23 protein-coding genes are annotated in these 25,878 nt (G+C 66.8%); 12 read left to right on the forward strand and 11 right to left on the reverse strand.

The genetic code is table 11. From position 1 onward, the window contains the following. Positions 1–156: 156 nt before the first annotated feature. The gene (locus K2Y42_RS12850) at positions 157–1,566 is read left to right on the forward strand and encodes an MFS transporter (RefSeq protein ID WP_291153026.1); all 1,410 of its coding nucleotides are present in this window, start codon (positions 157–159) and stop codon (positions 1,564–1,566) included. A gap of 36 nt (positions 1,567–1,602) precedes the next feature. Here K2Y42_RS12850 and K2Y42_RS12855 read toward each other — a convergent pair whose 3' ends face one another. The 6 genes from K2Y42_RS12855 to htpX all read right to left on the reverse strand — a co-directional run bounded on the left by K2Y42_RS12855 (position 1,603) and on the right by htpX (position 9,826). Continuing rightward, positions 1,603–3,267 carry an FMN-binding glutamate synthase family protein gene (locus K2Y42_RS12855; protein WP_291153028.1) on the reverse strand — a complete coding sequence of 555 codons (1,665 nt, stop codon included), beginning with the start codon at positions 3,265–3,267 and terminating at the stop codon, positions 1,603–1,605. 154 nt (positions 3,268–3,421) lie between these two features. Next, positions 3,422–3,928, reverse strand: a complete 507-nt coding sequence (locus K2Y42_RS12860; protein WP_291153030.1) for a GNAT family N-acetyltransferase — start codon at positions 3,926–3,928, stop codon at positions 3,422–3,424. After that, positions 3,928–5,511: a bifunctional phosphoribosylaminoimidazolecarboxamide formyltransferase/IMP cyclohydrolase gene (purH, locus tag K2Y42_RS12865; protein ID WP_291153033.1), complete on the reverse strand. Its 1,584-nt coding sequence runs from the start codon at positions 5,509–5,511 to the stop codon at positions 3,928–3,930. Before purH ends, K2Y42_RS12860 begins: the two co-directional genes overlap by 1 nt. A gap of 36 nt (positions 5,512–5,547) precedes the next feature. After that, a complete protein-coding gene (locus tag K2Y42_RS12870; protein WP_291153036.1) occupies positions 5,548–7,248 on the reverse strand; it encodes a heparinase II/III family protein in 1,701 nt (566 codons plus the stop codon). Between the two features lie 108 nt (positions 7,249–7,356). Beyond that, complete coding sequence (locus K2Y42_RS12875; protein ID WP_291153037.1) at positions 7,357–8,706, reverse strand: transcription antitermination factor NusB; 1,350 nt, start codon at positions 8,704–8,706, stop codon at positions 7,357–7,359. A gap of 121 nt (positions 8,707–8,827) precedes the next feature. Beyond that, positions 8,828–9,826, reverse strand: coding sequence for a zinc metalloprotease HtpX (gene htpX / locus K2Y42_RS12880; protein WP_291153039.1), 999 nt, complete (start codon positions 9,824–9,826; stop codon positions 8,828–8,830). Positions 9,827–9,981: 155 nt separating this feature from the next. On the opposite strand from htpX, the gene K2Y42_RS12885 reads away from it, so the two are divergent. From K2Y42_RS12885 to K2Y42_RS12900, 4 genes are all read left to right on the forward strand, one after another. Next, positions 9,982–10,239 (forward strand): DUF1674 domain-containing protein, encoded by a 258-nt coding sequence (locus K2Y42_RS12885; protein WP_291153041.1) that lies wholly within the window; start codon positions 9,982–9,984, stop codon positions 10,237–10,239. A gap of 142 nt (positions 10,240–10,381) precedes the next feature. Next, positions 10,382–10,813 carry a pilus assembly protein TadG-related protein gene (locus tag K2Y42_RS12890; protein WP_291153043.1) on the forward strand — a complete coding sequence of 144 codons (432 nt, stop codon included), beginning with the start codon at positions 10,382–10,384 and terminating at the stop codon, positions 10,811–10,813. A 258-nt stretch (positions 10,814–11,071) separates the two neighbouring features. Further along, positions 11,072–12,298: a VWA domain-containing protein gene (locus K2Y42_RS12895; protein WP_291153046.1), complete on the forward strand. Its 1,227-nt coding sequence runs from the start codon at positions 11,072–11,074 to the stop codon at positions 12,296–12,298. A gap of 174 nt (positions 12,299–12,472) precedes the next feature. After that, positions 12,473–13,183, forward strand: coding sequence for an extensin family protein (locus K2Y42_RS12900; protein ID WP_291153049.1), 711 nt, complete (start codon positions 12,473–12,475; stop codon positions 13,181–13,183). Between the two features lie 154 nt (positions 13,184–13,337). On the opposite strand, the gene K2Y42_RS12905 is transcribed toward K2Y42_RS12900, so the two are convergent. Together K2Y42_RS12905 and acnA are read right to left on the reverse strand one after the other, a co-directional pair. Continuing rightward, positions 13,338–14,129, reverse strand: a complete 792-nt coding sequence (locus tag K2Y42_RS12905) for a thioredoxin family protein (RefSeq protein ID WP_291153052.1) — start codon at positions 14,127–14,129, stop codon at positions 13,338–13,340. 77 nt (positions 14,130–14,206) lie between these two features. Then, positions 14,207–16,936 (reverse strand): aconitate hydratase AcnA, encoded by a 2,730-nt coding sequence (gene acnA, locus K2Y42_RS12910; RefSeq protein WP_291153054.1) that lies wholly within the window; start codon positions 16,934–16,936, stop codon positions 14,207–14,209. A 167-nt stretch (positions 16,937–17,103) separates the two neighbouring features. Between acnA and ccmA the strand changes: the two genes are divergently transcribed. The 5 genes from ccmA (at position 17,104) to K2Y42_RS12935 (ending at position 20,110) form a co-directional block, all read left to right on the forward strand. Then, positions 17,104–17,820 (forward strand): heme ABC exporter ATP-binding protein CcmA, encoded by a 717-nt coding sequence (gene ccmA, locus K2Y42_RS12915; protein ID WP_366512397.1) that lies wholly within the window; start codon positions 17,104–17,106, stop codon positions 17,818–17,820. Continuing rightward, positions 17,817–18,485 carry a heme exporter protein CcmB gene (gene ccmB, locus K2Y42_RS12920; RefSeq protein WP_291153059.1) on the forward strand — a complete coding sequence of 223 codons (669 nt, stop codon included), beginning with the start codon at positions 17,817–17,819 and terminating at the stop codon, positions 18,483–18,485. Before ccmA ends, ccmB begins: the two co-directional genes overlap by 4 nt. 54 nt (positions 18,486–18,539) lie before the next feature. Continuing rightward, on the forward strand, positions 18,540–19,292 hold the full coding sequence (gene ccmC / locus K2Y42_RS12925) for a heme ABC transporter permease CcmC (protein WP_291153061.1): 753 nt from the start codon (positions 18,540–18,542) through the stop codon (positions 19,290–19,292). 4 nt (positions 19,293–19,296) lie between these two features. Next, the gene (gene ccmD / locus K2Y42_RS12930) at positions 19,297–19,479 is read left to right on the forward strand and encodes a heme exporter protein CcmD (protein WP_291153064.1); all 183 of its coding nucleotides are present in this window, start codon (positions 19,297–19,299) and stop codon (positions 19,477–19,479) included. A 76-nt stretch (positions 19,480–19,555) separates the two neighbouring features. Continuing rightward, a complete protein-coding gene (locus K2Y42_RS12935; protein WP_291154047.1) occupies positions 19,556–20,110 on the forward strand; it encodes a DsbE family thiol:disulfide interchange protein in 555 nt (184 codons plus the stop codon). A gap of 61 nt (positions 20,111–20,171) precedes the next feature. On the opposite strand, the gene K2Y42_RS12940 is transcribed toward K2Y42_RS12935, so the two are convergent. Then, entirely contained in the window at positions 20,172–20,810 is a 639-nt protein-coding gene (locus tag K2Y42_RS12940) for a carbonic anhydrase (RefSeq protein WP_291153067.1), read from the reverse strand. Positions 20,811–21,114: 304 nt separating this feature from the next. Here K2Y42_RS12940 and K2Y42_RS12945 point away from each other — a divergent pair, with 304 nt between their 5' ends. Beyond that, positions 21,115–22,656, forward strand: coding sequence for a SulP family inorganic anion transporter (locus tag K2Y42_RS12945; protein WP_291153070.1), 1,542 nt, complete (start codon positions 21,115–21,117; stop codon positions 22,654–22,656). Between the two features lie 74 nt (positions 22,657–22,730). On the opposite strand, the gene nhaA is transcribed toward K2Y42_RS12945, so the two are convergent. Together nhaA and K2Y42_RS12955 are read right to left on the reverse strand one after the other, a co-directional pair. Then, positions 22,731–23,924: a Na+/H+ antiporter NhaA gene (nhaA, locus tag K2Y42_RS12950; protein ID WP_291153072.1), complete on the reverse strand. Its 1,194-nt coding sequence runs from the start codon at positions 23,922–23,924 to the stop codon at positions 22,731–22,733. 82 nt (positions 23,925–24,006) lie between these two features. After that, the gene (locus K2Y42_RS12955) at positions 24,007–24,834 is read right to left on the reverse strand and encodes a bifunctional hydroxymethylpyrimidine kinase/phosphomethylpyrimidine kinase (protein WP_291153074.1); all 828 of its coding nucleotides are present in this window, start codon (positions 24,832–24,834) and stop codon (positions 24,007–24,009) included. 116 nt (positions 24,835–24,950) lie between these two features. On the opposite strand from K2Y42_RS12955, the gene K2Y42_RS12960 reads away from it, so the two are divergent. Beyond that, positions 24,951–25,841 (forward strand): CoA ester lyase, encoded by an 891-nt coding sequence (locus tag K2Y42_RS12960; RefSeq protein WP_291153076.1) that lies wholly within the window; start codon positions 24,951–24,953, stop codon positions 25,839–25,841. The last annotated feature ends 37 nt before the right edge of the window (positions 25,842–25,878 follow it).

Consider the following 25,878-nt stretch of genomic DNA (forward strand, 5'->3'; position numbering starts at 1 on the left):
AGATCTATCGGAACGCTGCAGCCTCGGCAAACACAAGTTTTTCCGTATGTTAAACGCGACGGCTGCGGCATCTCCCGCAACACCGCGGCGTGCTTTCGGCGCGCATGCGGGCTGCGATTAGGTTAAGACTGGGACGAAGCTTCCGGGGGGGACTACGTGCAGGATTCAATCGCCACCACCGATATTGCGGCTCAGCGCGGCGGCGCGCCTGTCGTTGCCGCTCCGCGGCGCGCGCTCGTCTCCTGGGCGCTGTTCGATTGGGCGGCGCAGCCCTACTACACCCTCGTTCTGACGTTCCTGTTTGCGCCCTACTTCGCCAATTTCGTCGCCGCGTCTCCCGCGCAGGGCCAGGCGCTCTGGGGTTACGCGGCCGCCACGGCCGGCATCCTCATCGCCGTCGGCAGCCCGTTCCTGGGCGCGCTCGCCGATGGCGGCGGACGGCGGAAGCCCTGGATCGCGCTGTTCTCTGTCGTGTTCGTTGCGGGGCTCGCGACGCTCTGGCTCGCGCGGCCGGCCGCCGATACCTCGACCATCGTTCTTGTGCTGGCCGCGTTCGTCGCGGCGACGGCGATGGCCGAGTTCACGACCGTTTTCACCAACGCGATGATGCCGACGCTGGTGCCGCAGAGCCAGCTCGGCCGGCTTTCGGGTCTGGCGTGGGCCATCGGCTATGCGGGTGGGCTCGTCAGCCTCGCTCTCATGGCGGGCTTCATCGTTGCCGATCCGGCCACGGGGCGCTCGGTGCTCGGGTTCGAGCCGGTGCTGACCCTCGATGCCGTGCAGCGCGAGGGCGAGCGCCTCGTCGGGCCGTTCGCGGCGATCTGGTACGTGCTGTTCATGATCCCGTTCTTCCTGTTCGTGCCGGACAAGCGCGGCGCGGGTGGTGCCTCGGGGCGGCCTGCGCTCGCCGAGCTGTGGTCGACCATCCGGTCGCTTTCCGGCGACCGCAACATGCTGCACTTCCTCGCCGCGCGGATGCTCTACTCGGACGGCCTGGCCGCCATCTTCGCGTTCGGCGGTATCTATGGCGCATCCGTGTTCGGCTGGGGCGCGCTCGAACTCGGGCTGTTCGGCATCGTGCTGACCCTCGCGGGCACGGTCGGAGCCGTGATCGGCGGCGTGCTCGACGACAAAGTCGGATCGAAGACCGTCATCATGGTGTCGCTGGTGCTGCTGCTCGCGGGCGCGCTCGGCATCCTGTCGGTCGACGCCGGCCACGTGCTTTATGTGAACGAGGTGGTACCCAAGGCGCCGGGCTCCGGCCCGTTCTCGTCGACCGGCGAACTGGTGTTTCTCGCCTTCGCCGTGCTGGTCGGCATGGTGGCGGCCCCCGTGCAGGCAGCCAGCCGCGCGCTGCTCGCCCGCCTCGCGCCGCCCGAGAAGATGACGCAGTATTTCGGGCTGTTCGCATTCTCGGGAAAGGTCACGGCGTTCCTGGCTCCGCTGCTCGTGGCGGCGGTGACGCAGGCGACCGGAAGCCAACGCATCGGCATGGCGTCGATCGCGGTGTTCCTGATCGCGGGCCTCGTGCTGATGCTGCCCGTGCGCACACCTGTCCGTACCTGATCCGGCCGGACATGAGCCGGTCCGGAACGGCGGCGCTTACTCTGCGGCGACCGCGTGAATAACGGCGCCACCGCGGCCGATGGGCGCGAAGCTCTCGGCGGTGGCGATCGCCCACGCATTCTCGAAGCGTGCGTCTGAGGTTCCGAGCAACAGCTCGCCCGGCTTCAGGGGATGGTACAGCTCGGCGAACGTCACGACGCGGTCGGGCGCAGCGCGGTGCATGAAGTGGTGCGGCTCGAGCTGGCGCGGGTGATCGAGGCCGGCCGCAGCGACCAGCTCGGCTAGCGCCTTGACGGTCTCCTTGTGGAACTGCGCCACGCGTTCGGCCTTGCTCGGCACGTCGATGGCGCGCTGGCGCATCGGGTCCTGCGTGGCGACGCCCGTGGGGCAACGGTCCGTGTGGCACTGCTGGGCCTGGATGCAGCCGACGGCGAACATGAAGCCGCGCGCGGCGTTGCACCAGTCCGCGCCGAGCGCCATCACGCGCGCCATGTCGAAAGCGGTCGTGATCTTGCCCGACACGCCGATCTTGATGCGGTCGCGAAGGTTGGCGCCGACGAGGGCGGCGTGCACGAAGGCGAGGCCATCCCGCAGTGGTGTGCCGACGTGATCCATGAACTCGAGCGGGGCGGCGCCGGTGCCGCCTTCCTTGCCGTCGACGACGATGAAATCGGGCGTGATGTCGGTTTCCAGCATCGCCTTCACGACGGCCAGGAATTCCCACGGATGGCCGACGCAGAGCTTGAACCCGACCGGCTTGCCGCCCGAAAGGTGGCGCAGCTCGGCAATGAAGCTCATCATTTCAATGGGCGTGGAGAACGACGGATGGCGCGCGGGCGAGATGCAATCGCGGCCCATCTCGATGCCGCGGATGCGGGCGACCTCTTCCGTCACCTTGGCGGCGGGCAGCACGCCGCCGTGGCCGGGTTTGGCGCCTTGCGAGAGCTTGAGCTCGATCATCTTGACTTGCGGATTGGCGGAGATCTCGGCGAACTTTTCGGGCGAGAACGTGCCGTCCGCGTTGCGGCAGGCGAAGTATCCGGAGCCGATCTGCAGAATGATGTCGCCGCCGTTCTCGCGGTGATAGGGCGAGTAGCCGCCTTCGCCGGTGTCGTGCGCGAATCCGCCGAGGGCCGCGCCCTTGTTGAGCGCGCGGATGGCATTGGCGGAGAGCGAGCCGTAGCTCATGGCTGAAATGTTGAAGACGGATGCCGAGTACGGCTGAGCGCAGTGCGGCCCGCCGATCACGATGCGGAACGGCTCGGGCGATGCCCGCTTCGGCGCCATCGAATGATGCAGCCACTCGTAGCGGCTCTCGTAGACGTCGTACATCGTGCCGAACGGACGCTTGTCCAGCTCCTTCTTGGCGCGCTGGTAGACGATGGCGCGCTTGTCGCGCGGGAACGGTGCGCCGTCCTTGTCGGCCTCGAAGAAGTACTGGCGCAGCTCGGGGCGGATCTCTTCGAGGATGAAGCGCATGTGCGCGACGATGGGGTAGTTGCGCAGAATGGCGTGGCGCGTCTGCGTGATATCGCGCAGGCCGAGCGCGGCGAGGGACGCGGAGGCCGCCAGCAGCAGGGCCGTCACCGGCGTGACTGCTGCGAGACCGCCCAGCATGAGCACGGCCAGCGCGACCGTTACGGCGACGGCAACCGTTAACGAAAGGTAGCGGGGCGTGAACGGCGTCAGGACAAAGTTCATGGAAACCCCCGGGCGGAGACCGGACAGCGCCTGCGGCGCGTCCTTTGCGCGCGATTTTAGTCGAAATGAATATACGAATTGTTCGATGACGGCTTTTCTGTCGCCGCGCGGCCCATGATGGCGGGCCTTTGCGGCGATTCCCTGCGGGGACGGCCTACTCCCCGCGGCGGGCGACCATGAACCAGGCGGGGCCGGTCTGGGGGTCGTGCCAGACGCGCTGCCAGCGGAACCCGGCTTTCTCGTAGGCGCGCACGGCGCGCTCGTTCTTGACCGAAGGAAACACACAGACAGCCACAGCCAGTGTGGTCGCGAACACTTCCTCGCGCAGCTTCGCGAGCGCGATCTGGCCGACGCCACGGCCGCGTTGGTCTTCGGCGGCGATGAAGAGATCGAGATCCCAGGTGCCGGGCTCCAGCTCGTCCGGCAGGTTTTCGCCCCACAGGGTGGCGTCGACCGCGTGGGCATAGCCGACCGCAACCCCGTCCACCTCGATGACGCGGCAGATGGCGTGGCCGGAGCCGAGCGCCATGTTGACCTCGGCTTCCGTTGCCGACACCGGTCCCCACCAGTCCTGAACGTCGGGACGGGCGAGCCAGCGGCGAATGAGATCGAAATCGGCGCGCGTGGCCGGCCGCAGGGCGATATGGCCGGCCGCGTCCATCAGTGGCGGAAGTGGCGCATGCCGGTCAGGACCATAGCGAGGTCCTTTTCGTCGGCAGCGCGGATCACGTCCTCGTCGCGCATCGAGCCGCCGGGCTGGATGACCGCCGTCGCGCCTGCTTCGGCGGCGGCGAGCAATCCGTCCGGGAAGGGGAAGAACGCGTCCGAGGCGACGGCCGCGCCCTTCACGTCGAGCCCCGCCATCTCGGCCTTGATGGCGGCGATGCGCGAGGAGTTCACGCGGCTCATCTGTCCCGCGCCGATGCCAACTGTCGCGCCGTCCTTCGCATAGACGATGGCGTTCGACTTGACGAACTTGGCGACCTTCCACGCAAACACGAGGTCCGCCATCTCGGCGGGCGTGGGCTGTCGCCTGGTCACGACCTTGATGCTGTCCTGGAAGGCGAGGTCGGCATCCTGAGCGAGAAGCCCGCCGGCGACCGATTTGATGTCCATGCGAGGGGTGGCCTCGGCGGACCACGCGCCCGTCACGAGCAGGCGCACGTTCTTCTTGGCGGCGACGGCCTCCTTGGCCGCGTCCGTCACGGACGGCGCGAGGATGACCTCCACGAACTGGCGCTCGACGATTTTCGCCGCCGTCTCGGCGTCCAGCTCGCGGTTGAAGGCGATGATGCCACCGAACGCGGATTCGGGGTCGGTGCGATAGGCGCGGTCGTAGGCGGCGGCGAGGCTGTCGGCTTCGGCGACGCCGCACGGATTCGCATGCTTGACGATGACGCAGGCGGGGCGATCCGCGAATGCCTTGACGCATTCGAGCGCGGCATCGCTGTCGGCGACGTTGTTGTACGACAGCTCCTTGCCGAGGAGTTGGCGCGCGGCGGCAATCGTGCCGGGCTGCGCGTCGCTTGCGACATATAACGCGCCACGCTGGTGCGGGTTCTCGCCGTAGCGCATGTCGATCGCTTTCTTGTAGGTCGCGCTCAGCGTCGGCGGGAAGCCGGTCGCCGCGCCGTCGGGGCTGTCGGCCACGGCGCCGAGCCAGTTGCTGATCGCGCCATCATAGGCGGCCGTGCGGGCGTAGGCTTTGGCGGCCATACGCTTGCGGAAGGCGAGTGTGGTGCGGCCGTGGTTATCGGCCATTTCTTTGAGCAGGGCCGGATAGTCCGCGCTGTCCACGATCACCGTGACGGAGGCGTGGTTCTTGGCGGCGGCGCGGATCATGGCGGGGCCGCCGATATCGATGTTCTCGACGCACTCATCGAACGAGGCGCCCTGCGCGAGCGTCTTCTCGAACGGATAGAGGTTCACCACCAGCAGATCGATGGCGGCGATCTTGTGCTCCTCGGCCGCGGCGATGTGCTCCTCGTTGCCGCGCACGGCGAGCAGGCCACCGTGAATTTTCGGATGCAGCGTTTTCACGCGGCCGTCGAACGCCTCGGGAAATCCGGTGACGGCCGATACGTCGGTCACGGCGAAGCCCGCGCCCTTGAGCTTGGCCGCTGTGCCGCCGGTCGAGATCAACGCCACGTTCCATTCGGCCAAATGGTGCGCGAGTTCGTCGAGACCGGATTTGTCGGAGAGCGAAATCAGCGCGCGGCGGATCCGGGGATCGGGATCTTTCATCGGGTCGTGTCCTTGTTGGTGTTCGGTATGTATCGGTTACGTCTGGGCTTCAAGCACCCAGCGAATTTCTGCTTCTCCGACGGTGGCGCCGCGCGCGACGAGCTGCAAGGCGCGGCGCGGGCCGGCCGAGTCGGCAAAGTACGTGCTTTCCTCGATGGCGAGGCGCGCGCCTTCCAGGCTGAACCACCACACGGCCCCGCTCGCAAGCTCGATGATCGCGAGGTTGGGGTTGTCGCCGCGGCGGCAGCGTACGCCCGGGTGCAGGTGGAAGTGGATCGCGAACGGAATGTCCTGGGGCAACCGCATCGCTTTCTGTTTGCCCGCCAGCCGATCGATGCCGAGCAGGCGGCGGCCCGAAGCGCTCAGCGCCAGCGTGCGGTGATGCATCAGGCCGAAGCGCTTCATGTAGCCGTCGTGCGAGGTCTTGACCTCCACGCAGTCGTCGTGGGCGTAGATGGCGGACTGCACGTCATCCGGGTGGCGAATGGGAGAGCCGCCGACCAGACCGGCGAGCGTCTTGTGGCGAATGAGCTTCGACGACGACTTTTCGAAGAGGCACAACGTATTGTGGCTGGCGGTCGCGCGCGAGGCCGCGCGCCATTCGGCGCTGCCCGCGCCCGGTGCGCCGCCGTTGACGAGCATCAGCTCGGTCTTGGTGCTGAACTCGAACGACAGGCATCCCGCGTGCGCTTCGGCAGCGGCTTCCAGCGGCGGCGGCGAGCCGACATCCATGATCAGGATCGAGTCACCGCGCTCGAGCCGCGTGTACTTCGAGGCCGGTGCGGACGCCGGGATCGTGCCAGGGTTGTCGTCGTAGACGAGAACCGTTGCGAGCCCGGCCGGCGAGGCCACGCCCATGCCGTTGAAGCGCGCCAGCATGCCGTCGCCGAGCCGCATGTATTTCAGCATCGCCAGCATCGCCTTGAGCGCGTTGCCGAGCTCGGGCGGGGCGGCGCGGCTGCGCGCGGCGAAGCACTGGTTGAGCGGCAGGAGATCCAGGATCAGCTCGACGAGGACTTCGGGATTGCGCCCGATGTGGCCGCCGTCCGGCAGGATCTGGCGGCGCAGCTCCTGGACGAACAGTTTTTCCGTTTCGGGAATCTGGCCCTCGTGGCCGGAAATGCAGAGCTGGGCGAGCAGAAGCGTGGCCAGCGACAAGAGCCGCTGATAGCCGCTCGGACTGTTGCGCCAGCTCGCCGCGAGGCGGACGAGCTGGATACCCAAGCTCTCCGTCACGATTTCATAGGTCTCGGTGTCCGCGTCTTCGAGCAGCAGCGAGGAATGCGAGATCCACGAGATCAGCCGCCGCCCGGTGACGTGCGGCTCCCACGCGACGCCCGAGCCGCCGCGATAGCGCAGCGCCCATTCGGTGGCGAGGAGGCGCGCGATCTCGCGGCCCTCGGGGCGGCCGGCCGCCGTCATATGACGCAGCCAGCCGAAGCCGTGCAGCTCGCGCGCCCACGCCTCGCTCGGCGGCTTGATGTCGAACGGGGAGATTTCGTCCGCGTGCGCGACGGCGCCCGCGAGCCCGTACTGGCCAACCTCGACCTCGTTCAGGAAGCTCGGGTCGGCGGTGCGCAGATCCTGCGGCACGATGAGCAACTGCTCGGCCGCCGACGCGCCGAACTGCCAGCGGAAGGGCGGCGCGTTGAGCACGGACGTCACCGCGCCGCGCCGCAGCTTGTCCGCGGCGAGCTGGGTAATCCTGATGCGTTCCGAAATCTTGAGCCGCGCCATGCGCCTCCTCGTCAGCCCGTCCGCGCAGGGAATGGTAGCATGCCGCCCCGCCTCCTCAATCGGTCCCTTGGAGGTGCGGCGCTGAAACTCCGGGAGAAATCCAGGACGTCAGGCCCGCTTGCGCAAGCGGGCGGCGAAAAAGCCGTCGAGGCCGGCGAGGGCCGGGTCCGGGTGCGGAAGGTGGCAGGGGAGGGTGCGCAGGTCGCCTTCGGCGGAGAGCCACGCGCCGTCAATCCCGCCTTCGCCCGGCGTGAGCGGCACGCGTTCCATATCCTCGGCTGAGGCAAGAAAGCGATCGACGATCTTTGCGCCTTCCTCGGGCTCAAGCGAGCAGGTGCCATAGACGAGTATTCCGCCGGGCTTCACCAGCCGTGCGGCATTGGCGATCAGCCTGCGCTGGAGCGCGACGCGCTCGGACGTGTCGTCCTTGCGCTTGAGGCGCAGGATGTCCGGATGGCGGCGGATGGTGCCCGTGGCGCTGCACGGCGCATCGAGGAGGACGGCGTCGAACTGGCGGCCCGGATCCCAGGCGGTCGCATCCGCCTCGACGATCTCGGCTTCGAGTTGGAGGCGGGCCATGTTTTCGGAAAGACGCCGGAGGCGGATCGCCGAAGCATCGACCGCGGTCACGCGCGCACCGGCGGCGGCGAGCTCCGCCGTCTTGCCGCCCGGCGCCGCGCAGAGGTCGGCCACCTCTCGACCGCGCACCTCGCCCAGCAGGCGGGAGGGAAGCGCCGCGGCGGCATCCTGCACCCACCAGGCGCCTTCTGCGTAGCCCGGCAGATCCTCCACGCGACCGGCGCGCGCGAGGCGCACGGTGGACGTCGGCAACAGCACGCCGCCGAGCTTTTCCGCCCACGCCGGCGCATCGGATTTGATGGAGAGGTCGAGCGCGGCTTCCGCGAGGGAGGCTTCCGCGATGGCGCGCGCGGTGTCTGCGCCGTAGGCCTGCTGCCAGTTTTCCAGAAGACGCGCCGGAATGTTCGCCGTGACGGCATCGACGCCTGCGAGCACGTCCTTGCCGGTGGTGGAGACGCGGCGGAGCACGGCGTTGGTGAGGCCCGCAAACCGCTGCGTCTTGGTGGTGTCGCGGCATTGATCGACCGCGAGGCTGATGGCGGCATGCGGCGGCGTATCGAGGAACAGAAGCTGGGCGGCGGCCGAGAGAAGAATGGGCCGGATGCGTCCGCCATTCGCAGGCAGGGGCTTTTCGAGGAAGGCGTCCAGCACGGCGTCGAGCTCGCCCTTGCGGCGCAGCACGGTCATGACGATCAGGCGGGCGAAGGCGCGGTCGCGGGCGGGAAGATCGTTCCCATGCAGAACCACGGCCGCTTCGAAGGCGTCATCCAGCGGGCGGCCGCGATCGAGCACGGCGGCGAGGCATTCGACGACCAATTCGCGCGCCGCATAGCCGGACGGCCGGGGGCGCTGTTTCTGGTCGCGGTGCGGAGGGGGCATCAGGATCTTTCACAAAGGAAGGCGGGCAAAAGCGCCGGGCAGGTCGGCCCGGGCCAAAAGGGTCCGCTTCCCTTCGCGCCAACCCGGCCGCGCGTCAAGGCGCACGCTCGGGCGCGGGCAATCAGCCCCAGGGGCCGCTGGAGCCGCCGCCGGAAGGACCATCGCCGGAACGGGACGGCGCGTTGTCCGACCACGGCCCCGACGCATCGGAGACGCCGCCGCGCGAGGCGGGCGCGCCTCCGAGGTTGACGCCAGCCTGCGTCAGCTCCTGCGCCAGCGCGTCCAGCGCCGCGACGCGGTTCGCGGTGTTGGGATGGGTCGAGAACAGGTTGTCCATACCGTGCCCGTTCAGCGGGTTGATGATGAACATGTGTGCGGCGGCCGGTATTTCCTCGGCCTCCTCGTTCGGGATGCGGCGGGCGGCGTTCTCGATCTTGAGCAATGCGGACGAGAGCCAATGCGGATTGCCGCAGATGAGCGCGCCCATGCGGTCGGCGCTGTATTCGCGCGAGCGGCTGATCGCCATCTGCACCAGCATGGCCGCGAAGGGCGCCACGAGCATGGCGAGGATCGCGCCGATCATGCCGACGCCGCCGCGATCGTCGCGGTGGCCGCCGAACATCGCGCCGAACTGGAGATACTGCGCCAGCATCGAGATCGCGCCGCCGATGGTGGCGGCAATCGTCATCGTCAGCGTGTCGCGGTTCTTGATGTGGGCCAGCTCGTGCGCGATGACGCCGGCGGCCTCCTCGCGCGAGAGCATGTCCAACAGGCCGGTGGTGGCAGCGACCGCGCCGCGCTCGGGACTGCGGCCGGTCGCGAAGGCGTTCGGCTGCGGGTTCTGCATGACGAAAACGCGCGGCATCGGCAGCTCGGCGCGGCGGGCGAGGTCGCGCACGAGGCCATAATACTCGGGCGCCGTGCGCTCATCGACCTCCTGCGCGCCGAACATCTTCAGGACCATCTTGTCGGAGTTCCAGAAGCTGAACAGGTTCATGCCCAGCGCCACGACGAAGGCGACGACCATGCCCCCCTGTCCGCCGATCGCGGCACCCATGGCCACGAAAATCGCGGTCAGCGCGGCCAGCAGGGCGGCGGTCTTGGCGTAGTTCATCGGCATCCTAAATCTCTCCCTAGCCGGTGCTCGATTTGTCCGGCGCTCGAACTGGCAGCAGGGCGACATGGCAATGGGCCGCGTCTCTTGTCAGTCCGGCTTTGCTATATAGGAAGCATTCCCGACGACGACCAGATTCCCTAGGGATGGGAGTTCCACCGATGACGGATACGTCCGACACCTCCGACGAGCCGACGGCACCACGCACGCTTTCACCTGGCGCGGAACGCGCACTTTCTCCTGCCGCGGAACGCACACTTTCTCCTGCCGCGGAACGCGCGTTGGCCGAGGCCGCCGAGCGGCGCGAAGCGGCCGAGCGCGCCGAGAAGGCGCGGCAGGTCGAGGTCGGTGGGCGCAACGGCCCCGAGCCCACGCGTTACGGCGACTGGGAAAAAGGCGGGATCATCAGCGACTTCTGATGGCACGGACGGCGGTGGCCGCATGGTCAGGCCGCTGCGGCGTTAACGGTTACGGACAGTTGTCTCTTCGGTGCGCGGCACCCGGCATAACGGGTGCAAGGCGCGGTCAAAGCTCTTCGTCAGCTCTGACACCGAGGCCGTCATGACCGAACCCCTTCCTCCAAGCGCCGCCGCGCCAATCGCACACAAAGGCGCGTCGCTCTTTCCTCTTCTGGTGCAAGCGGCTGTCTGCATTTGCGCGGGGCTGGCGCTGGACGCCGCCCGCGTGCTCCACGCCCACTCCAATCTTCAGAATGCGGCCGATGCGGCGGCCCAGGCGGCAGGACACTCGCTCGGCAGCGGCGAACGCGACGACGGCGAAATCCGGCGTCTCGCGGAATCCCATTTCAGGGCGAACGTCGGCGATGAGCGTCTGTTCGGCTCGGTCGGTGCGCTTTCCGTGGTAGCCGATCGCGATGTCGGACGGGTCGCCATCGGCGCCGACGTCTATCTGCCGATGACGCTCACGCGTTTCGTTGGCTTCGACGACGTCGAGATCCCGGTCGCGGCCGAGACCCGCTTCGCGCAGCCTTAGGCGCGCTAGCCCTGGTGGGGACTGGGACATGTCCCAGGATGAGACCCGCACCGCACGCGGCGCGGGCGCTGCGGCGCGCGCACCCTAATCGCACGCTCGTGCAATGCCTTGTATTTGCTATCATATTTTTAAGCGGTAAGACTTTGTTTACGTGCGGGACAGGCCGGTCCGGTTCGCGCCCCTCTCCGCATGTCCGCGGCACCCCGGTTGCAACAGGAGGCTCCACAGCACGCACCAGCCTCAAAGAGAGACACCGGTATGACGCGGTTCCGCACTTCGAAATCCCTTTTCGCGTCCTTCGCGTTCGCCTCCGACGACCGGGGCAGCGTGACGTTGATCTTCGCGTTCGCGATCTTCGTGCTCACGATGGCGGCCGGCGTCGGTCTCGACTACGCCCGCATGCTGCACGCCCGCTTCAATGTCTCGGCCGCAGCGGATGCGGCAGCCCTCGCCGCCGGGCGCGCGCTCGGTGAAGGAACCCGCACCGACGGCGAGATCAAGCAACTGGCCGCTACCTACTTCCGCGCCAATCTCGCGGAACACGGCGACATCGGCACCGTCGGCGATCTCGCCGTGGACATCGATCGCGAGGCCGGCCGCGTGAAGGTCGATGCCGCCGTCAACGTCCCCATGACGCTCACGCGCATCGCCGGCTTCGAGGATGTCGAAATTCCAGTCGCGGCGGAGGCCATCGCAGGCCAGCGCGAGATCGAGCTCGCCATGGTGCTCGACGTAACCGGCTCGATGGGATCGCCGTCGTCGAAGATCGCCGATCTGCGGCAGGCTGCGAACGGCCTCGTCGAGCAGCTTCTTCCCGACGACGGGCGGCCGAGCCGCGTGCGCATCGCGCTTGCGCCCTACGCGGCGAGCGTGAATGCGGGCAGCTATTTCACCGCCGTGACCGACCGGCGCACGGGCACGGGCTGCGTGTTCGAGCGCGGTGGCGCGACGCGCTTCCGCGAGGATGCGCCGGCGAAGAACAGCTATCTCGGCTACGACAAGACTGTCGCCTGCCCGAGCGCGACCGTGCAGCCGCTGACCGACAGCAAACGCGTGCTCTCGCGGCAAATCGACAACCTTCGCCCGGGCGGCCAGACGGCGGGGCATATCGGAACGGCGTGGGGCTGGTATCTCCTGTCGCCCAAGTGGGCGAGCATCTGGCCGACCGACAGCCGGCCGGAAGCCTATCAGCCCACCAAGATCATCAAGGCCGTCCTGCTGATGACGGACGGCGAGTTCAACACGGAGTACGTGTCCGGCAACGGCGCCTCGGCGACGCAGGCCCGGTCGCTCTGCACCAACATGAAGAACGAGGGCGTCGTCGTCTATGCGGTCGGCTTCATGGCCGGCGCGCCCGCCGAGCGGCTGCTCAAGGATTGCGCGACGTCGCCGGGCCACTATTTCCCGGCATCGAACGGAGAGGCGCTCAAGACCGCGTTCAACGTCATCGGGCAGAGCTTGTCCAACCTGCATCTTTCGCAGTGATCCGGACACGGACCGCCGTTGCGCTTGGCCTGTGCGGCGGCGTTTGCGCGGGGTTCCTGTCGCGCGGGAAAGCCATTAGTCTCTTTTCGGGGAGCACTTGAGGGCTGGCGACAGCCCACGGGCGAGCCGGAGCGTGCCATCGTCCGCCCGGCGCCCGAACTGCGGGGGACCGACATGCGAAAGCCGCGCCGAGTTTTTTCGAAGCTGCTGCTGATCTTTCTGTTTCTCGTCGCGGTGTGCGGCGCGTTCTGGTTCGGGCTCGTGCCGCAGCGGCTGAGCCCGTTCAGTCCGATTTCGCTCGAAAAGCCGCCGGGGCTGTTCGTCGACTTCAAGCTTTCGTCGCTGCGCTTCGATGCGCCGCTCTGTAATTCGGTGCTGAAGGATCCCTACATCGACGCCACGCCTATCCCCGACCGGCCATTGAAGGACGGTTGCGGGTGGGTGAATGCGGTGCGTTTCACGCACGCGAGCGAAGCCGAGATCGGTGTGCAGAACCTCACTTGTGAAACCGCGACCGCGCTGACGCTGTGGGTGAAGCACGAGGTGCAGCCGCTGGCGCAGGAGATGTTCGGCCAGAAGGTCACGCGGCTCGGCGACATGGGCACCTACGATTGCCGCAACATCGTCGGCAATCCGTTCTGGAAGGGCGTACGCAGCCAGCATGCAACGGCCAACGCCATCGACATATCCGGCTTCACGCTGGCGGACGGGCGCTCGATCTCTGTGCTGCGTGACTGGAAGGGAGACGACGCGGAGAGCCGCTTCCTGAAAGAGGTCCACCGGCGCGCGTGCAAATACTTCCGCGTCGCGCTCGGGCCGAATTTCAACGCGTCGCACGCCAACCATTTCCACTTCGACCGCGGCCTGATGTGGACGTGCAAGTAGGCGCGGTGGGCAGTGGAAGGTGAGAGCCGCGGACGCGAGCGGCGACACCTGCAACCAAATGCGCACGAGACAATCGTGAATCGCTGGATCCTAGGCACAAGGCCTAGGATGACAGACGAGAGGGTTTCGCCTGTTCAAGGCAACCGACGATGCCTCAATCGCCGAGGCGGGCGGCGCCGATGATCGGGCCGCTGTCGGGCTCCTGAATGAGTACAATCAGGTCTTCGCTCTCGGGGCGCATGATTGCGGCGCGCGCCAGGCGGATGGTCGCGGGCCGGCCATTCCAGAGGCCGACAGGCGTCAGCTCGCGCACGACGTTGTAGTAGGTGAGCGTCTTGCCCTTGTTCTCACCGCTCTTGACCGTCACGGTCACGGTCTTCTGGACGACCGCCAGCCAGATCGTCGACTCCTTAGGCTCCGCATCGCGCGGGGCCGAGCCGGTCTCGATGATGATGGCGGCGCCGTAGTGCCAGAAGTGCAGCGGCACGCGGCTGCTGGCGAGCGCCGTTTCCGTGGCGTTGATCGCGCGCTCGATCTCCGACTTGCTGGAGCCCAGAACCTCAGCCGCGCCGTTCACGATGGCCTGGGGCGTGTAAACCGTACCGGTGCCGAGGCGTTGTGCGTAGGCGCGCTGCCTGTCTGCGTTGCGGGGCACCGCGAGCGTGTCGTTCCAGCCGAGATAGTCCCAGTAGTCGACGGGAAGCGTCAGCCCGAGGACGTTCTCATTTTCGAGATAGTGCTTGAGCAGCGCGTCCGCCGCCGGGCAATCGGCGCAGCCCTGGCTCGTGAACAACTCGATCACGGCGCGGGGGGGACCCGGCCGGGCGACAGCGGGTGCCGTCATGTCCTGAGCGGCGGCGCCCACCGCCATCACGGCGAGCATCGCCGCCGCTGCGAGCGTGCGACCGAGGACGGCGATGGCATTCCGCGCGTGTGCTTGCTGCATGATCCCGCCGAAGAAAGCTTCGGATCGAGTCATAAGATCAGCCCGCCGCCCGGTCCAGTCCAGAGGCGTCCCTCAGGTTAAGCCGCCAGATTGCGGAGCACGTACTGGAGGATGCCGCCGTTCCGGTAGTACTCCAGCTCGTCCAGGGTATCGATGCGGCAGACCAGTGGCACCGTGAACCGGCTGCCGTCCGCCTTTTCGATCTCCGCTTCGACGATCTGGCGCGGCCGCAGGTCCGCGAGGCCCCGAAGCGTGACCTTCTCGCTGCCGTCCAGCCCGATCGACTGCCACGAGGCGCCGTCCTGGAAGACGAACGGGATAATGCCCATGCCAACCAGGTTGGAGCGATGGATGCGCTCGAACGACTGGGCGATGACCGCTTTCACGCCGAGCAGGTTGGTGCCCTTGGCGGCCCAGTCGCGCGACGAGCCGTTGCCGTACTCGATGCCGGCAAATACGACGAGCGGAACGCCGTCCGCCGCGTAGCGCTGTGCGGCATCGTAGATGGCCAGGCGCTCGCCCGACGGCTGGTGGATCGTGAAGCCGCCCTCGACGACGTTGCCCGCCGCATCGCGCACCATATGGTTCTTGATGCGGATGTTGGCGAACGTGCCGCGCATCATCACTTCATGGTTGCCGCGGCGCGTGCCGTACTGGTTGAAGTCAGCCGGCTGGACGCCTTCATCGAGCAGGTATTTGCCGGCGGGAGACGCCGCCTTGATCGAGCCCGCGGGCGAGATGTGGTCGGTGGTGATCTTGTCGCCGAAGAGGGCGAGCACGCGGGCGCCCTGGATGTCTTTGAGCGGAATCGCCGCCTTCGTGATGCCCTGGAAGTAAGGCGGGTTCTGCACGTAGGTGGACTTGTCGTCCCAGCCGTAGGTGAGGCCCGTGCTGGTGTGGATGGTCGCCCACATGTCGTCGCCGCGGAACACGTCGGCGTAGCGCGCCTTGAACAGGTCACGCGTGATGTTCTCGGCGATGAACTGCTGCACTTCCTTGTTCGTGGGCCAGATGTCTTTCAAATAGACCGGATTGCCGTCGCTGCCGGTGGCGAGCGGTTCGGTCGCGAGATCGCGCACGACAGACCCGGCGAGGGCGTAGGCGACGACCAGCGGGGGCGAGGCGAGGTAGTTCGCCTGCACATCCGGGCTGACGCGGCCTTCGAAGTTGCGGTTGCCCGACAACACGGCTGCCGCGACGAGACCGTTGTCGTTGATCGATTTCGAAATCTCGGCGGGAAGCGGGCCGGAGTTCCCGATGCAGGTCGTGCAGCCGAAGCCGACGAGGTTGAAGCCGACCTTGTCGAGATGCTTCTGCAGGCCCGCCTTTTCGAGATAGGCCGCCACGACCTGGCTTCCGGGCGCGAGCGAGGTCTTGACCCACGGCTTGGCCTTGAGGCCCCGGGCAGCCGCGTTGCGCGCGAGAAGGCCGGCCGCAATCAGCACCGACGGGTTCGACGTATTGGTGCAGCTCGTGATGGCCGCGATCACCACGTCGCCGTGGCCGAGCTTGTAGCCATGACCATCGACCGCGACGCGCTTATCGGCCTCGTTCGGCTTTTTGTATTCCGTCTCGAGCGCTGTCAGGAACCCGGCCTTGACGTCGGGAAGCGAGATGCGGCCTTCGGGGCGCTTCGGGCCCGCGACTGACGGCACGACGGTCGCAAGATCGAGATCGAGCGTGCCGGTGAACACCGGATCGCCGGCCTCCTTGGTGCGGAACAGGCCCTGCGCCTTTGAATAGGCTTCGACGAGGGCGATGCGCGAGGCCTCGCGGCCGGAGATCGTAAGGTAGTTGAGCGTTTCGCCATCGACGGGGAAGAAGCCGCAGGTCGCGCCGTACTCGGGTGCCATGTTGGCGATCGTCGCGCGATCGGCGAGCGTCAGGTGATCGAGGCCGGGCCCGTAGAATTCGACGAACTTGTTGACGACGCCCTTCTTGCGCAGCATCTGCGTGACGGTGAGCACGAGGTCGGTGGCGGTGACGCCTTCCTTCAGCGCGCCGGTCAGCTTGAAGCCGATCACTTCAGGAATGAGCATCGACTGCGGCTGGCCGAGCATGGCCGCCTCGGCCTCGATGCCGCCCACGCCCCAGCCGAGCACCGCGAGCCCGTTGACCATCGTCGTGTGGCTGTCGGTGCCGACGAGCGTATCGGGATAGGCGAGCGTGTCGCCCTCGGGAGTGACCGCGGTCCAGACCGTTTGGGCGAGATATTCGAGATTCACCTGGTGGCAGATGCCGGTGCCGGGCGGCACGACGCGGAAGTTCGCGAACGCATCCTGGCCCCACTTGAGGAACACATAGCGCTCGCCGTTGCGGTCGTATTCGAGCTCGACATTCTTGGCGAACGCATCCGCGTTGCCGAACGCATCGACGATCACCGAATGGTCGATGACGAGATCGACCGGCACGAGCGGGTTGATCTTCTTGGCGTCGCCGCCAAGCGTCAGCATGCCGTCACGCATTGCCGCCAGATCGACGACAGCCGGGACGCCGGTGAAGTCCTGCATCAGTACGCGCGCGGGGCGGAAGCCGATTTCCTTTTCGGCCTTGCCCGTATTCTGCAGCCACTCCGACATGGCGACGATGTCGGCCTTGGTGACGGAGCGGCCGTCCTCATGGCGCAACAGGTTCTCAAGCAGCACCTTCATCGAGTAGGGCAGCTTGGAAATGCCGGTGAGCCCGTTCTTCTCCGCCTCGGGGAGCGAATAATAAACGTAGGTCTGCCCATCGACGGAGAGCGTCTTGCGGCATTTGAAGCTGTCGAGGGATGCCGGCGCAGTCGTCACGGTCGTTGGAGCGCTCACATTGATCTCCATGAGAGAGATTGAATTTGAAAGGCGAGAGGCGCGGACCACGCCTCCCGGCATGTCGCGACGCAGAACACTACTCTCATATATTTTTTGCAGTAGCGAATAGGGAAGCAAGCAAATTATATAGGCGACTAAAGTTCAGATCCGCGCAGCACTGCTCAGTGGTTTTGCACTTTTTCTTTCGGTCGCAGGCGCACTCACGCGCAGTTGCATGCGGTTCAGCCTTGTTTCTCCATGCCGACAACCTGACCGTCGAACGCGGGGCGCGCCCTGTGATTTCGGCCTTATCCTTCACGGCTAAAGCCGGGGAAGCGCTACTGTTGGTCGGTCCGAACGGCGCCGGCAAGACAACGCTCATCCGCACGCTTGCCGGTTTCATTCGTCCATCGAGCGGCGCTGTCGCGCTCAAAGGCGACTCCGGGGATCGGGATGTCGCGCAGTGCTGTCATTACGTCGGGCATCTGACGGGCGTGAAAGCAAATCTGACCGTGACACAGAACCTCGCGTTCTGGGGCGCGTATCTGGCCGAGGACGCGAGCGGCCGCGACCGCCTTGCGAGCCGGGTCGAGGATGCGCTCGAAACGTTCGGTCTGTCGCGGCTCTCGGATTTTCCGGCGGGGCTCCTCTCGGCCGGACAGAAGCGGCGGCTGGGTCTGGCGCGGCTCTGCGTCGCCACGCGGCCGATCTGGCTGCTGGACGAGCCGACCGTATCGCTCGACACCGCATCGACCGAGCTGCTGTCGCGCCTGATCAAGACGCACGTGTCCGGCGGCGGGATCGTCATTGCCGCGACGCATCTTCCGCTCGGCCTCGACGAGCCGACCGTCCTCAGGCTCGGCGCCAATCCGGCAAGCTCTGGTCCGGAGGCGCGGGCATGACCGGATTTCTCACGCTTCTCAAACGCGACCTCGCGCTCGCCGCGCGCGAAGGGGCGGCGCTCGGCACCGCGCTCGGCTTCTATCTCGTCGTCGTCGCCATGCTGCCGCTGGGCCTCGGCCCGGACCTCAAGCTGCTGTCGCGCATCGCCCCCGGCGTGCTTTGGATCGCGTTGTTGCTGGCGGCGCTGCTGTCGCTGCCGCGCATGCTCGAAGCCGACCACGAGGACGGGTCGCTGGAGGTGATGGTCACCGCGCCGCTGCCGCTCGAGCTCGCCATCGCGGCCAAGGCGCTGGCGCACTGGATCAGCACCGGCATCCCGCTGACCCTGATGGCCCCGGTGCTCGGGCTCATGCTCAACCTCGATATCGCGCTGACGCCCATGCTCGTCGCAACCATGCTGGTGGGCACGCCGGCAATCAGCTTCCTGGGCAGCATCGGCGCGGCGCTCACGCTCAAGTCGCGGCGCGGCGGGCTGCTGCTCGCTCTCCTGGTGCTGCCGCTCTACATCCCGACGCTCATTTTTGGCATTTCGGCCATTGGCTTCGCGAGCCTTGGACAGGATGGCGCCAGCGCGTCGCTGCTGATCCTGACCGCCATCTCGCTGGCCTCCATCGCGGCCGGCCCGTTCGCGGCGGCGGCGGCCGTCCGCCTTCAAATGTCCTAACCACCGCGGTATCGGCGAATTGCAGGACACGCGGCAAACCATTAGATGAAGCCTATGCAAACGCTCACCCAACGCCTCGCCAATCCCACCCGCTTCATGGAGCTTTCGCGCGCGATCCTGCCGTGGATCGCCGGTGGCGCGGCCCTCTTCATCGGCTATGCGATGTATCTCGTGTTCTTCGTCGCACCGCCCGACTACCAGCAGGGTGAGACGGTTAAGATCATGTACATCCACGTGCCGTCGGCGTGGCTGGCCATGATGGGCTACTCGATCGTGGCGCTGTCCAGCTTCGGGCTGCTCGTGTTCCGCCACCCGCTGGCAGACGTGTCGGCCAAGGCTGCGGCTCCGATCGGCGCCGCATTCACGCTTGCCGCGCTCATCACCGGTTCGCTGTGGGGCAAGCCGATGTGGGGCACCTACTGGGTGTGGGATGCGCGCCTGACGTCGGTGCTGATCCTGCTCTTTCTCTACCTCGGCCTGATCGCGCTGCGGTCGTCGCTGGAAGACGAGGCGCTGGCCGGCAAGCTGACGGCAGTGCTCGCGCTCGTCGGAGTCGCCATCCTGCCGATCATCAAATTCTCCGTCGACTGGTGGAACACGCTGCACCAGCCCTCGACCGGGTTTACCTCGACGGTGGACCCGAGCATGCGGACGCCGCTGCTGCTATCGGCCATCGGGTTTTCGCTGCTCTTCTTCGCGCTGCATCTCAAGGCCATGCAGACGGAGATCCTGCGCCGGCGCGTGAAGACGATGCGGCTTCAAGAGGTCGAGCGCGGCGAGCGGCTGTTTACGGCACAGGCGGAGTAAGCCCATGGACTTCGGACCGCACGCGGCCTTCATCTGGGGCTCCTACGGCGCCTTCGTGCTGATCGTCGGGCTGTTGATCGGCTGGACGTTGTTCGACGCCAAGCGGCAAGCCAGCGCGCTGGCGGATGCGGAACGCCGCGGCCTCAAGCGCCGCTCGGCGGATGCGGGAGCCGATCGTGGCGCCTGATCCCTCGTCCGCAACCCCGTCGTCGGCTGCGAAACCAGCGGCGGCCGCGCCCGCGCGCAAGAGCAGCGTCTGGACGATGGCGCCCGTGCTGATTTTCGTCTCGATGGCCTGCCTGTTTGCCTTCGCGCTCACGTCCGGCGATCCGACCAAGCTGCCCTCGGCGCTGATCGGGCGGCCGGTGCCGCAGACGGATTTCCCCGCGCTCGAAGGCCTGCTCGACAAGGGCAAGCCGGTGCCGGGCTTCCACGCGTCGGACCTTGCCAAGGGACGCGTCTCTGTCGTGAACTTCTGGGCGTCGTGGTGCGTGCCGTGCATCGAGGAGCACCCGCTGCTGATCGAGCTCAAGGCGCGGTCCGGGGTGGACATTTTCGGCGTCAATCACAAGGACCAGGTCGAGGCGGGGCGGCGCTTCCTCGGCCGCTACGGCAATCCGTTCACCGCCGTCGGCACGGACCGGACTGGGCGCAACGCCATCGAGTGGGGCGTCTACGGCATGCCCGAGACTTTCGTGATCAATGGGCGCGGCCAGATCGCCTACAAGCACGTCGGGCCGATCTCAAAAGAGAGCCTCGAGACGAAACTTCTGCCGGCCATCGAGGCCGCGCAGGCCACCCAGCAGACTTCCCCATAAAAAACGCCCGCCCCGGCTTTCGCGGGGGCGGGCGTAGTTCGTCATTTGAACGCTGTACCTGTTAGAGCGGGACGAACTCGCCCTTCGAGTGATTGAGAACGCTCAGCGTGCCGCTCGCGATATCGAAGTAGGCGCCGTGCAGCGACAGGCGGCCCTTGTCCTCGACCTGCTTGACGAACGGGAACGTGCGCAGATTTGCGATCGACGTCTTAATGCCCTCAAGCTCGAGCATCTTCACCTTCACGGCCGTGGGCGCCATCTGGTGCGAGGAGAGAACGCGCAAGCGCGCATCGTCCAGCATCGACATCCAGCGCGAAATGAACATCGCTTCCGTCTGGATCGCCGCGCTCTGGTCGAGAGCAGCCTTGACGCCACCGCAGCCCGAATGACCCATGATGATCAGGTGCTTGACGCGCAGGTTCATGACCGCGAACTCGATCGCCGTCGAGACGCCGTGATAGCGGCCGCCGGTCTCGTAGGGCGGCACGAGGTTGGCCACGTTGCGGACCACGAACAGCTCGCCCGGCATGGCCGTGAAGATGGTTTCCGGGTCGACGCGGCTGTCGCAGCAGGAAATGATCATGACCTCCGGATCCTGCCCATAGGTGGCAAGCTCCTCGTACTGATCAGCGTTGGGAACGAAATGGCGGTGCTTGAAGCGGCGGAAACGATCGGTCAGAACCTCGGGAAAGCTCGACATCCGGGTGTATCCTCATGCGGCGCTGGACACTTGCCGCCGGCGCGGCACGTGGGTCCGCCGGGGCGCTGCTTCGCTTTTTAGCGCAGGCGCGGCGCAACGCCACTTTGCAATCGTCGCACCGGGCGAGAAGCGGTGGATCATGCAGCCCACGTACTCCGGCGCCGTCACCCCCTGCGCGCCGCCGCTGTTGTAGTTGCGGGCGGTGAGACCAGCCGCTATCGTCCCGCGGCTTCGAGCCGCACGGACCGAACGCCGCAGCACACTCCAGGGGACGCCAAGCGTTGAAAGCGCGGCGAAATTCTAAATGACACCGCAAACGCAACCCATTTCGGAAACGATCGGCCGCGACCTTCTCGCCTCCATCGTCGTCTTTCTCGTCGCGTTGCCGCTTTGCATGGGAATCGCGATCGCGTCCGGCATGCCGCCGACGGCCGGCATCATCACCGGCATCATCGGCGGCCTGGTGGTTGGCACCATCGCCGGTTCGCCGCTGCAGGTGAGCGGACCGGCCGCGGGCCTCTCGGTTCTCGTGCTGCAGTTCGTGCAGGCCAACGGCGTGGAGATGCTGGGCGTGGTCGTGCTGTTTGCGGGCCTGATGCAGTTCGCCGCCGGCACGTTCAAGCTCGGCCAGTGGTTCCGCGCCGTGTCACCCGCCGTGATCCACGGCATGCTCGCGGGCATCGGCGTGCTCATCCTGGTGGCGCAGTTTCACGTCATGCTGGACGGCAAGCCGATCGGCACCGGCATCCAGAACCTGCTCGGCATGCCGGGCGCGCTGATGGCCGCCATCGAGGCCGGAGATCATCGTCTCCAGGCCGCGGGCATCGGCCTGCTCACCATTCTCACCATCATCGCCTGGACCTTCGCGCCCAAATCCTGGCGCCTGATGCCGGCGCCGCTCGTCGGCGTGATCGTCGCCATGATCGCGGCCGGCTTTCTCGGGCTGACCAACATTCACTACGTCGAGGTGCCGAACAACATCTGGTCCACGGTGGTATTCCCGACGCCCGAAAACATGATGCGCATTTTCGAGGCGCCGATCCTGATCGGTGCGATCTCGATCGCCTTCATCGCCAGCGCCGAGACACTGCTCTGCGCGACGGCCGTCGACCAGATGCACAGCGGACCGCGCACGAAGTACGACAAGGAGCTGACGGCGCAAGGCGTGGGCAACACGCTCTGCGGCCTGCTCGGCGTGCTGCCGATGACCGGCGTCATCGTGCGTTCCGGCGCGAACGTCGAAGCCGGCGCCGTGACGCGGGCCTCCGCCATCCTGCACGGCCTGTGGCTCTTGGTCTTCGCCAGCGCACTGCCGTTCACGCTGAGCTACATCCCGATTTCCGCGCTCGCCGCGGTGCTCGTCTACACGGGCTACAAGCTCGCCTATCCGAAGATCGTGCCGACGCTCATGAAGTATGGTCGGAGCGAAGTGGCGATCTACTTCATCACCATCGCTACCATCGTCGCCACCAACCTGCTCGCGGGTGTGGTCGTCGGCCTCGTGCTGTCGCTGCTCAAGCTGCTCTATGCGTTCTCACACCTCGAAGTGCGCAAGGAGGAGAACGCGGCCGACAACCGCGTCGACCTGCACCTGACGGGCGCGGCGACGCTCATTCGCCTGCCGCTGCTCGCCAGCGAACTCGAGCAGCTCGCGCCGAACAGCAAGGTCCGCATCCATATCGGCGATCTCGATTACATCGACCATGCCTGCATCGACCTGCTGACGAATTGGGACCGGCAGCACAAGATCAGCGGCGGCTCGCTCGACATCGAATGGGACGGGCTGACGCAGAAGTACCAGAACCGCAGCGGCCTGCGGGCGCGCGCGGAGGCGACCGGTCGCTAGCGATCCCGGGTCTCATCCAAACTGAAAAGGCCGGAGCGAGCTCCGGCCTTTTTTCGTGGCGCGTCAGTTCTTCGTCAGTTCTGGCGCGAGGACGCGGCGGGCTGCAGCCGGCTCAGCAGGATGTAGCCGATCACCGCCGCGCAGACCGAGCCGGCGAGAACGCCGATGCGGATGTCGGCTGCATGCTCGGGCTCCGGAAAGGCGAGCATGCCGATGAACAGGCTCATCGTGAAGCCGATTCCGGCGAGGATCGTGACGCCGAAGAGCTGGCTCCAAGTGCTGCCCTCGGGGCGCGTGCCAAGGCCCAGCGCAATCGCCGCCCGCGCGAACGTGAAGGCGCCGATCGGCTTGCCGATGAGCAGGCCCAGCGCGATGCCCAGCGGAATGGGCGCGAACAGTTGTTCCACCGTCAGCCCCGCGAGCGAGACGCCCGCATTGGCAAACGCGAAGGCCGGGAGAACGCCGAACGTCACCCACGGATGCAGGGCATCCTGCAATCTGGCCGCCATCGAATCCGATGCGCTGTCTCCGCCGATGCGTGTCAGCGGAATGGCGAACGCGGTCACGACACCGGCGAGGGTCGCGTGCACGCCGGACTTCAGGACACACAGCCAGACGAACGCGCCGACCAGCACGTAAGCGGCCGTGCTCGTGACATTGCGCAGGTTGAGAATGGCGAGCGCGACGACGCCGAGGGCCGCGAGGGAGAGCGCGGTGAGCGACAGGTTGGCGGTGTAGAACACGGCGATGATGATGATCGCGCCGAGGTCGTCGATGATGGCGAGCGCAAGAAGAAAGATCTTCAACGAGACCGGAATGCGCGATCCGAGGAGGGCCAGCACGCCGACCGCGAAAGCGATGTCGGTGGCGGTCGGGATGGCCCAACCGCGCAACGCCACGGCGTTGTCCGCGTTGATGGCAATGTAGATCAGCGCCGGCACGATCATGCCGCCCAGCGCCGCAATGGCCGGCAGCGCCGCCTGCTTGAAGCTCGACAGCTCGCCTTCGACCAGCTCGCGCTTGATCTCAAGCCCCACGAGGAAAAAGAAGACGACCATCAGGCCGTCGTTGATCCAGTGAAGGAGGCTCTTGTCGAGCCCGTGCTCGCCGACGCGGACGGACACATGCGTGTGGAGCAGCGCGTCGTAGGTCGCCGCGAGCGGGGAATTGGCGAGCAGCAGCGCCACGACGGCGGCGAAGAGCAGAACAATGCCGCCTGCGGCCTCGTGATGGACGAACTTCAACGCGCCCTGGAGTTTGCCGCTCATCTGCTTCTCATCCTGTCTTCTCGCCATCCCGTCCGGGTGCGGGAGCCTTTTTGCGGGAATGCCGGGAAGGGGTCAATTCGCGTCAGCCCGCGATCTCCGTCAAGAGGACGCTGCCTGAGGCCTGCCACGCCCCGGCATCGGCGAGTTGCAGCTCGGGATGGCTGCGGCTGGCGTCGATCATCCGGGCGACGCGGAAGGCCGCGTGCGCCAGGCTTTCGAAGGCATCCCGGCCGGACGCAATATGCCCTGTGAGCAGCGCGCCCAGCAGATCGCCCGTGCCGCGCGGCACGCCGTCCTCGCGGTCCACCGCACAGAACGCGGCCCGGTCGGGTGTGACCACGACATTGGCGATGGCGCGCTCGCCGTACGGAACGGAGCTCGCGACCACCACCGGCCGGCCGAGGGATCGCGCGGCGGCCACCGCGCTTTCCGGCGAGGTCACGGCGCGGCCCGAGAGCCAGGCGAGCTCGAAGCGGTTCGCCTTCACGACATCCGCGAGCGGCAGCAGCTTGTCGCGCACGGCCTCCGCGACGCTCTCCGCCATGAACAGGCCGTCCGGATCGTCGCCCAGCACGGGATCGCATACGACGAGGGCGTCGGCGCGATTGGCACGGACGCGCGCGATGAGGTCTTCAGCAATGCCGACATGCGCCGCTGACGGCAGATAGCCCGTCAGCACGGCATCGATCTGCGCCAGCCAGCCGTTGGCGTCCAGCGCGGCAACCATATCGGCGAGCGTCGCGGGGTCGGCCGCGTGCCCTGCCCACTGCCGGTGGCGGGGGTGGCTGGAGAGCACGACGGTGGGCACGGCCACCGCCTCATGGCCCATCCGTTCGAGGGCGGGCACGATGGCGCGCAGCCCCACGGCGCCGCGGGCTACGAAGGAGGACAGTGCGGCGACAGTGGCCATCCCAGTCTCATTTTCTTCCGCTGAGGAAACGCCCGCTCTGAACAATGGTCGCGTTGGTGAGGCCGCGCAGTTGCTCTATTTTGCAATGCAGCACCGAAAACCGACAAGGCAACGCTATGGCTCCCATCCGTCCCCGACGCAGTGTTCTCTATATGCCCGGCGCCAATGACCGTGCACTCGAGAAATCGCGATCGCTGGCGGCCGACGCCGTGATCCTCGATCTCGAGGACTCGGTCGCGCCCGACGCCAAGATCGAAGCCCGGCAGAAAGTCTGCGCGATCGTCAAAGAGGGCGGATACGGGCGCCGCGAGGTCATCATCCGGCCGAACGCGCTCGAAACGGCCTGGGGAACCGCCGACATCCTGGCGGCCGCGAGCGCCGCTCCGGACGCCATCCTGGTTCCAAAGGTGCAGCACCCCGGCGACATCATCAGCGCGGCGAAGATCCTGAAGTCGGTTAACGCGCCCGAGAAGACCAAGCTGTGGGCGATGATGGAGACGCCGCACGCCATCCTGCACGCGGCGGCCATCGCAGCCGTCGGTGCGGACCCCGAGAACCGGCTGGTGTGCCTCGTCATGGGCACCAACGATCTTCTGAAGGAGAGCCGGGCGCGGGCGCTACACGACCGGTTCGCCGTCGTGCCGTGGCTCGCCATGGCCGTCGTCGCGGCCCGCGGTTACGGGCTCGACATCATCGATGGTGTGTACAACGACTTCAAGGACGAGAAGGGATTCCGCAACGAGTGCGAGCACGGACGCACGCTCGGCATGGACGGCAAGACGCTGATCCACCCGTCGCAGGTGGCGCCCTGCAATGAGATCTTCTCGCCTTCGGAGGAGGAGGTCACGTGGTCGAAGAAGATCATCCGCGCCTTCGAAGAACCCGAGAACGTCTACAAGGGCGTCATCACGGTGGACGGCAAGATGGTCGAGCGGCTGCATCTCGTGCAGGCCAAGCGCACGGTCGCCATCGCCAACTCGGTCAAAGAGATCGAGGAGTGGTTCTAGGGCCCGGCCGGTAGCGGGCCCCGGGTACGCCGGCCGG

This window comes from Hyphomicrobium sp., assembly GCF_019744875.1.
Classification (GTDB): domain Bacteria; phylum Pseudomonadota; class Alphaproteobacteria; order Rhizobiales; family Hyphomicrobiaceae; genus Hyphomicrobium_C.

Coding starts and splice junctions, on each gene's coding strand:
- nhaA (WP_291153072.1), bottom strand. CDS start 23,924: ATGAGCGGCAAACTCCAGGGCGCGTTGAAGTTCGTCCATCACGAGGCC.
- K2Y42_RS12885 (WP_291153041.1), top strand. CDS start 9,982: ATGACGGATACGTCCGACACCTCCGACGAGCCGACGGCACCACGCACG.
- K2Y42_RS12860 (WP_291153030.1), bottom strand. CDS start 3,928: ATGGACGCGGCCGGCCATATCGCCCTGCGGCCGGCCACGCGCGCCGAT.
- K2Y42_RS12895 (WP_291153046.1), top strand. CDS start 11,072: ATGACGCGGTTCCGCACTTCGAAATCCCTTTTCGCGTCCTTCGCGTTC.
- K2Y42_RS12875 (WP_291153037.1), bottom strand. CDS start 8,706: ATGCCCCCTCCGCACCGCGACCAGAAACAGCGCCCCCGGCCGTCCGGC.
- K2Y42_RS12900 (WP_291153049.1), top strand. CDS start 12,473: ATGCGAAAGCCGCGCCGAGTTTTTTCGAAGCTGCTGCTGATCTTTCTG.
- ccmD (WP_291153064.1), top strand. CDS start 19,297: ATGGACTTCGGACCGCACGCGGCCTTCATCTGGGGCTCCTACGGCGCC.
- K2Y42_RS12855 (WP_291153028.1), bottom strand. CDS start 3,267: ATGAACTTTGTCCTGACGCCGTTCACGCCCCGCTACCTTTCGTTAACG.
- K2Y42_RS12905 (WP_291153052.1), bottom strand. CDS start 14,129: ATGCAGCAAGCACACGCGCGGAATGCCATCGCCGTCCTCGGTCGCACG.
- K2Y42_RS12890 (WP_291153043.1), top strand. CDS start 10,382: ATGACCGAACCCCTTCCTCCAAGCGCCGCCGCGCCAATCGCACACAAA.
- K2Y42_RS12955 (WP_291153074.1), bottom strand. CDS start 24,834: ATGGCCACTGTCGCCGCACTGTCCTCCTTCGTAGCCCGCGGCGCCGTG.
- ccmC (WP_291153061.1), top strand. CDS start 18,540: ATGCAAACGCTCACCCAACGCCTCGCCAATCCCACCCGCTTCATGGAG.
- K2Y42_RS12870 (WP_291153036.1), bottom strand. CDS start 7,248: ATGGCGCGGCTCAAGATTTCGGAACGCATCAGGATTACCCAGCTCGCC.
- K2Y42_RS12945 (WP_291153070.1), top strand. CDS start 21,115: ATGACACCGCAAACGCAACCCATTTCGGAAACGATCGGCCGCGACCTT.
- htpX (WP_291153039.1), bottom strand. CDS start 9,826: ATGCCGATGAACTACGCCAAGACCGCCGCCCTGCTGGCCGCGCTGACC.
- K2Y42_RS12935 (WP_291154047.1), top strand. CDS start 19,556: ATGGCGCCCGTGCTGATTTTCGTCTCGATGGCCTGCCTGTTTGCCTTC.
- K2Y42_RS12960 (WP_291153076.1), top strand. CDS start 24,951: ATGGCTCCCATCCGTCCCCGACGCAGTGTTCTCTATATGCCCGGCGCC.
- ccmB (WP_291153059.1), top strand. CDS start 17,817: ATGACCGGATTTCTCACGCTTCTCAAACGCGACCTCGCGCTCGCCGCG.
- purH (WP_291153033.1), bottom strand. CDS start 5,511: ATGAAAGATCCCGATCCCCGGATCCGCCGCGCGCTGATTTCGCTCTCC.
- K2Y42_RS12940 (WP_291153067.1), bottom strand. CDS start 20,810: ATGTCGAGCTTTCCCGAGGTTCTGACCGATCGTTTCCGCCGCTTCAAG.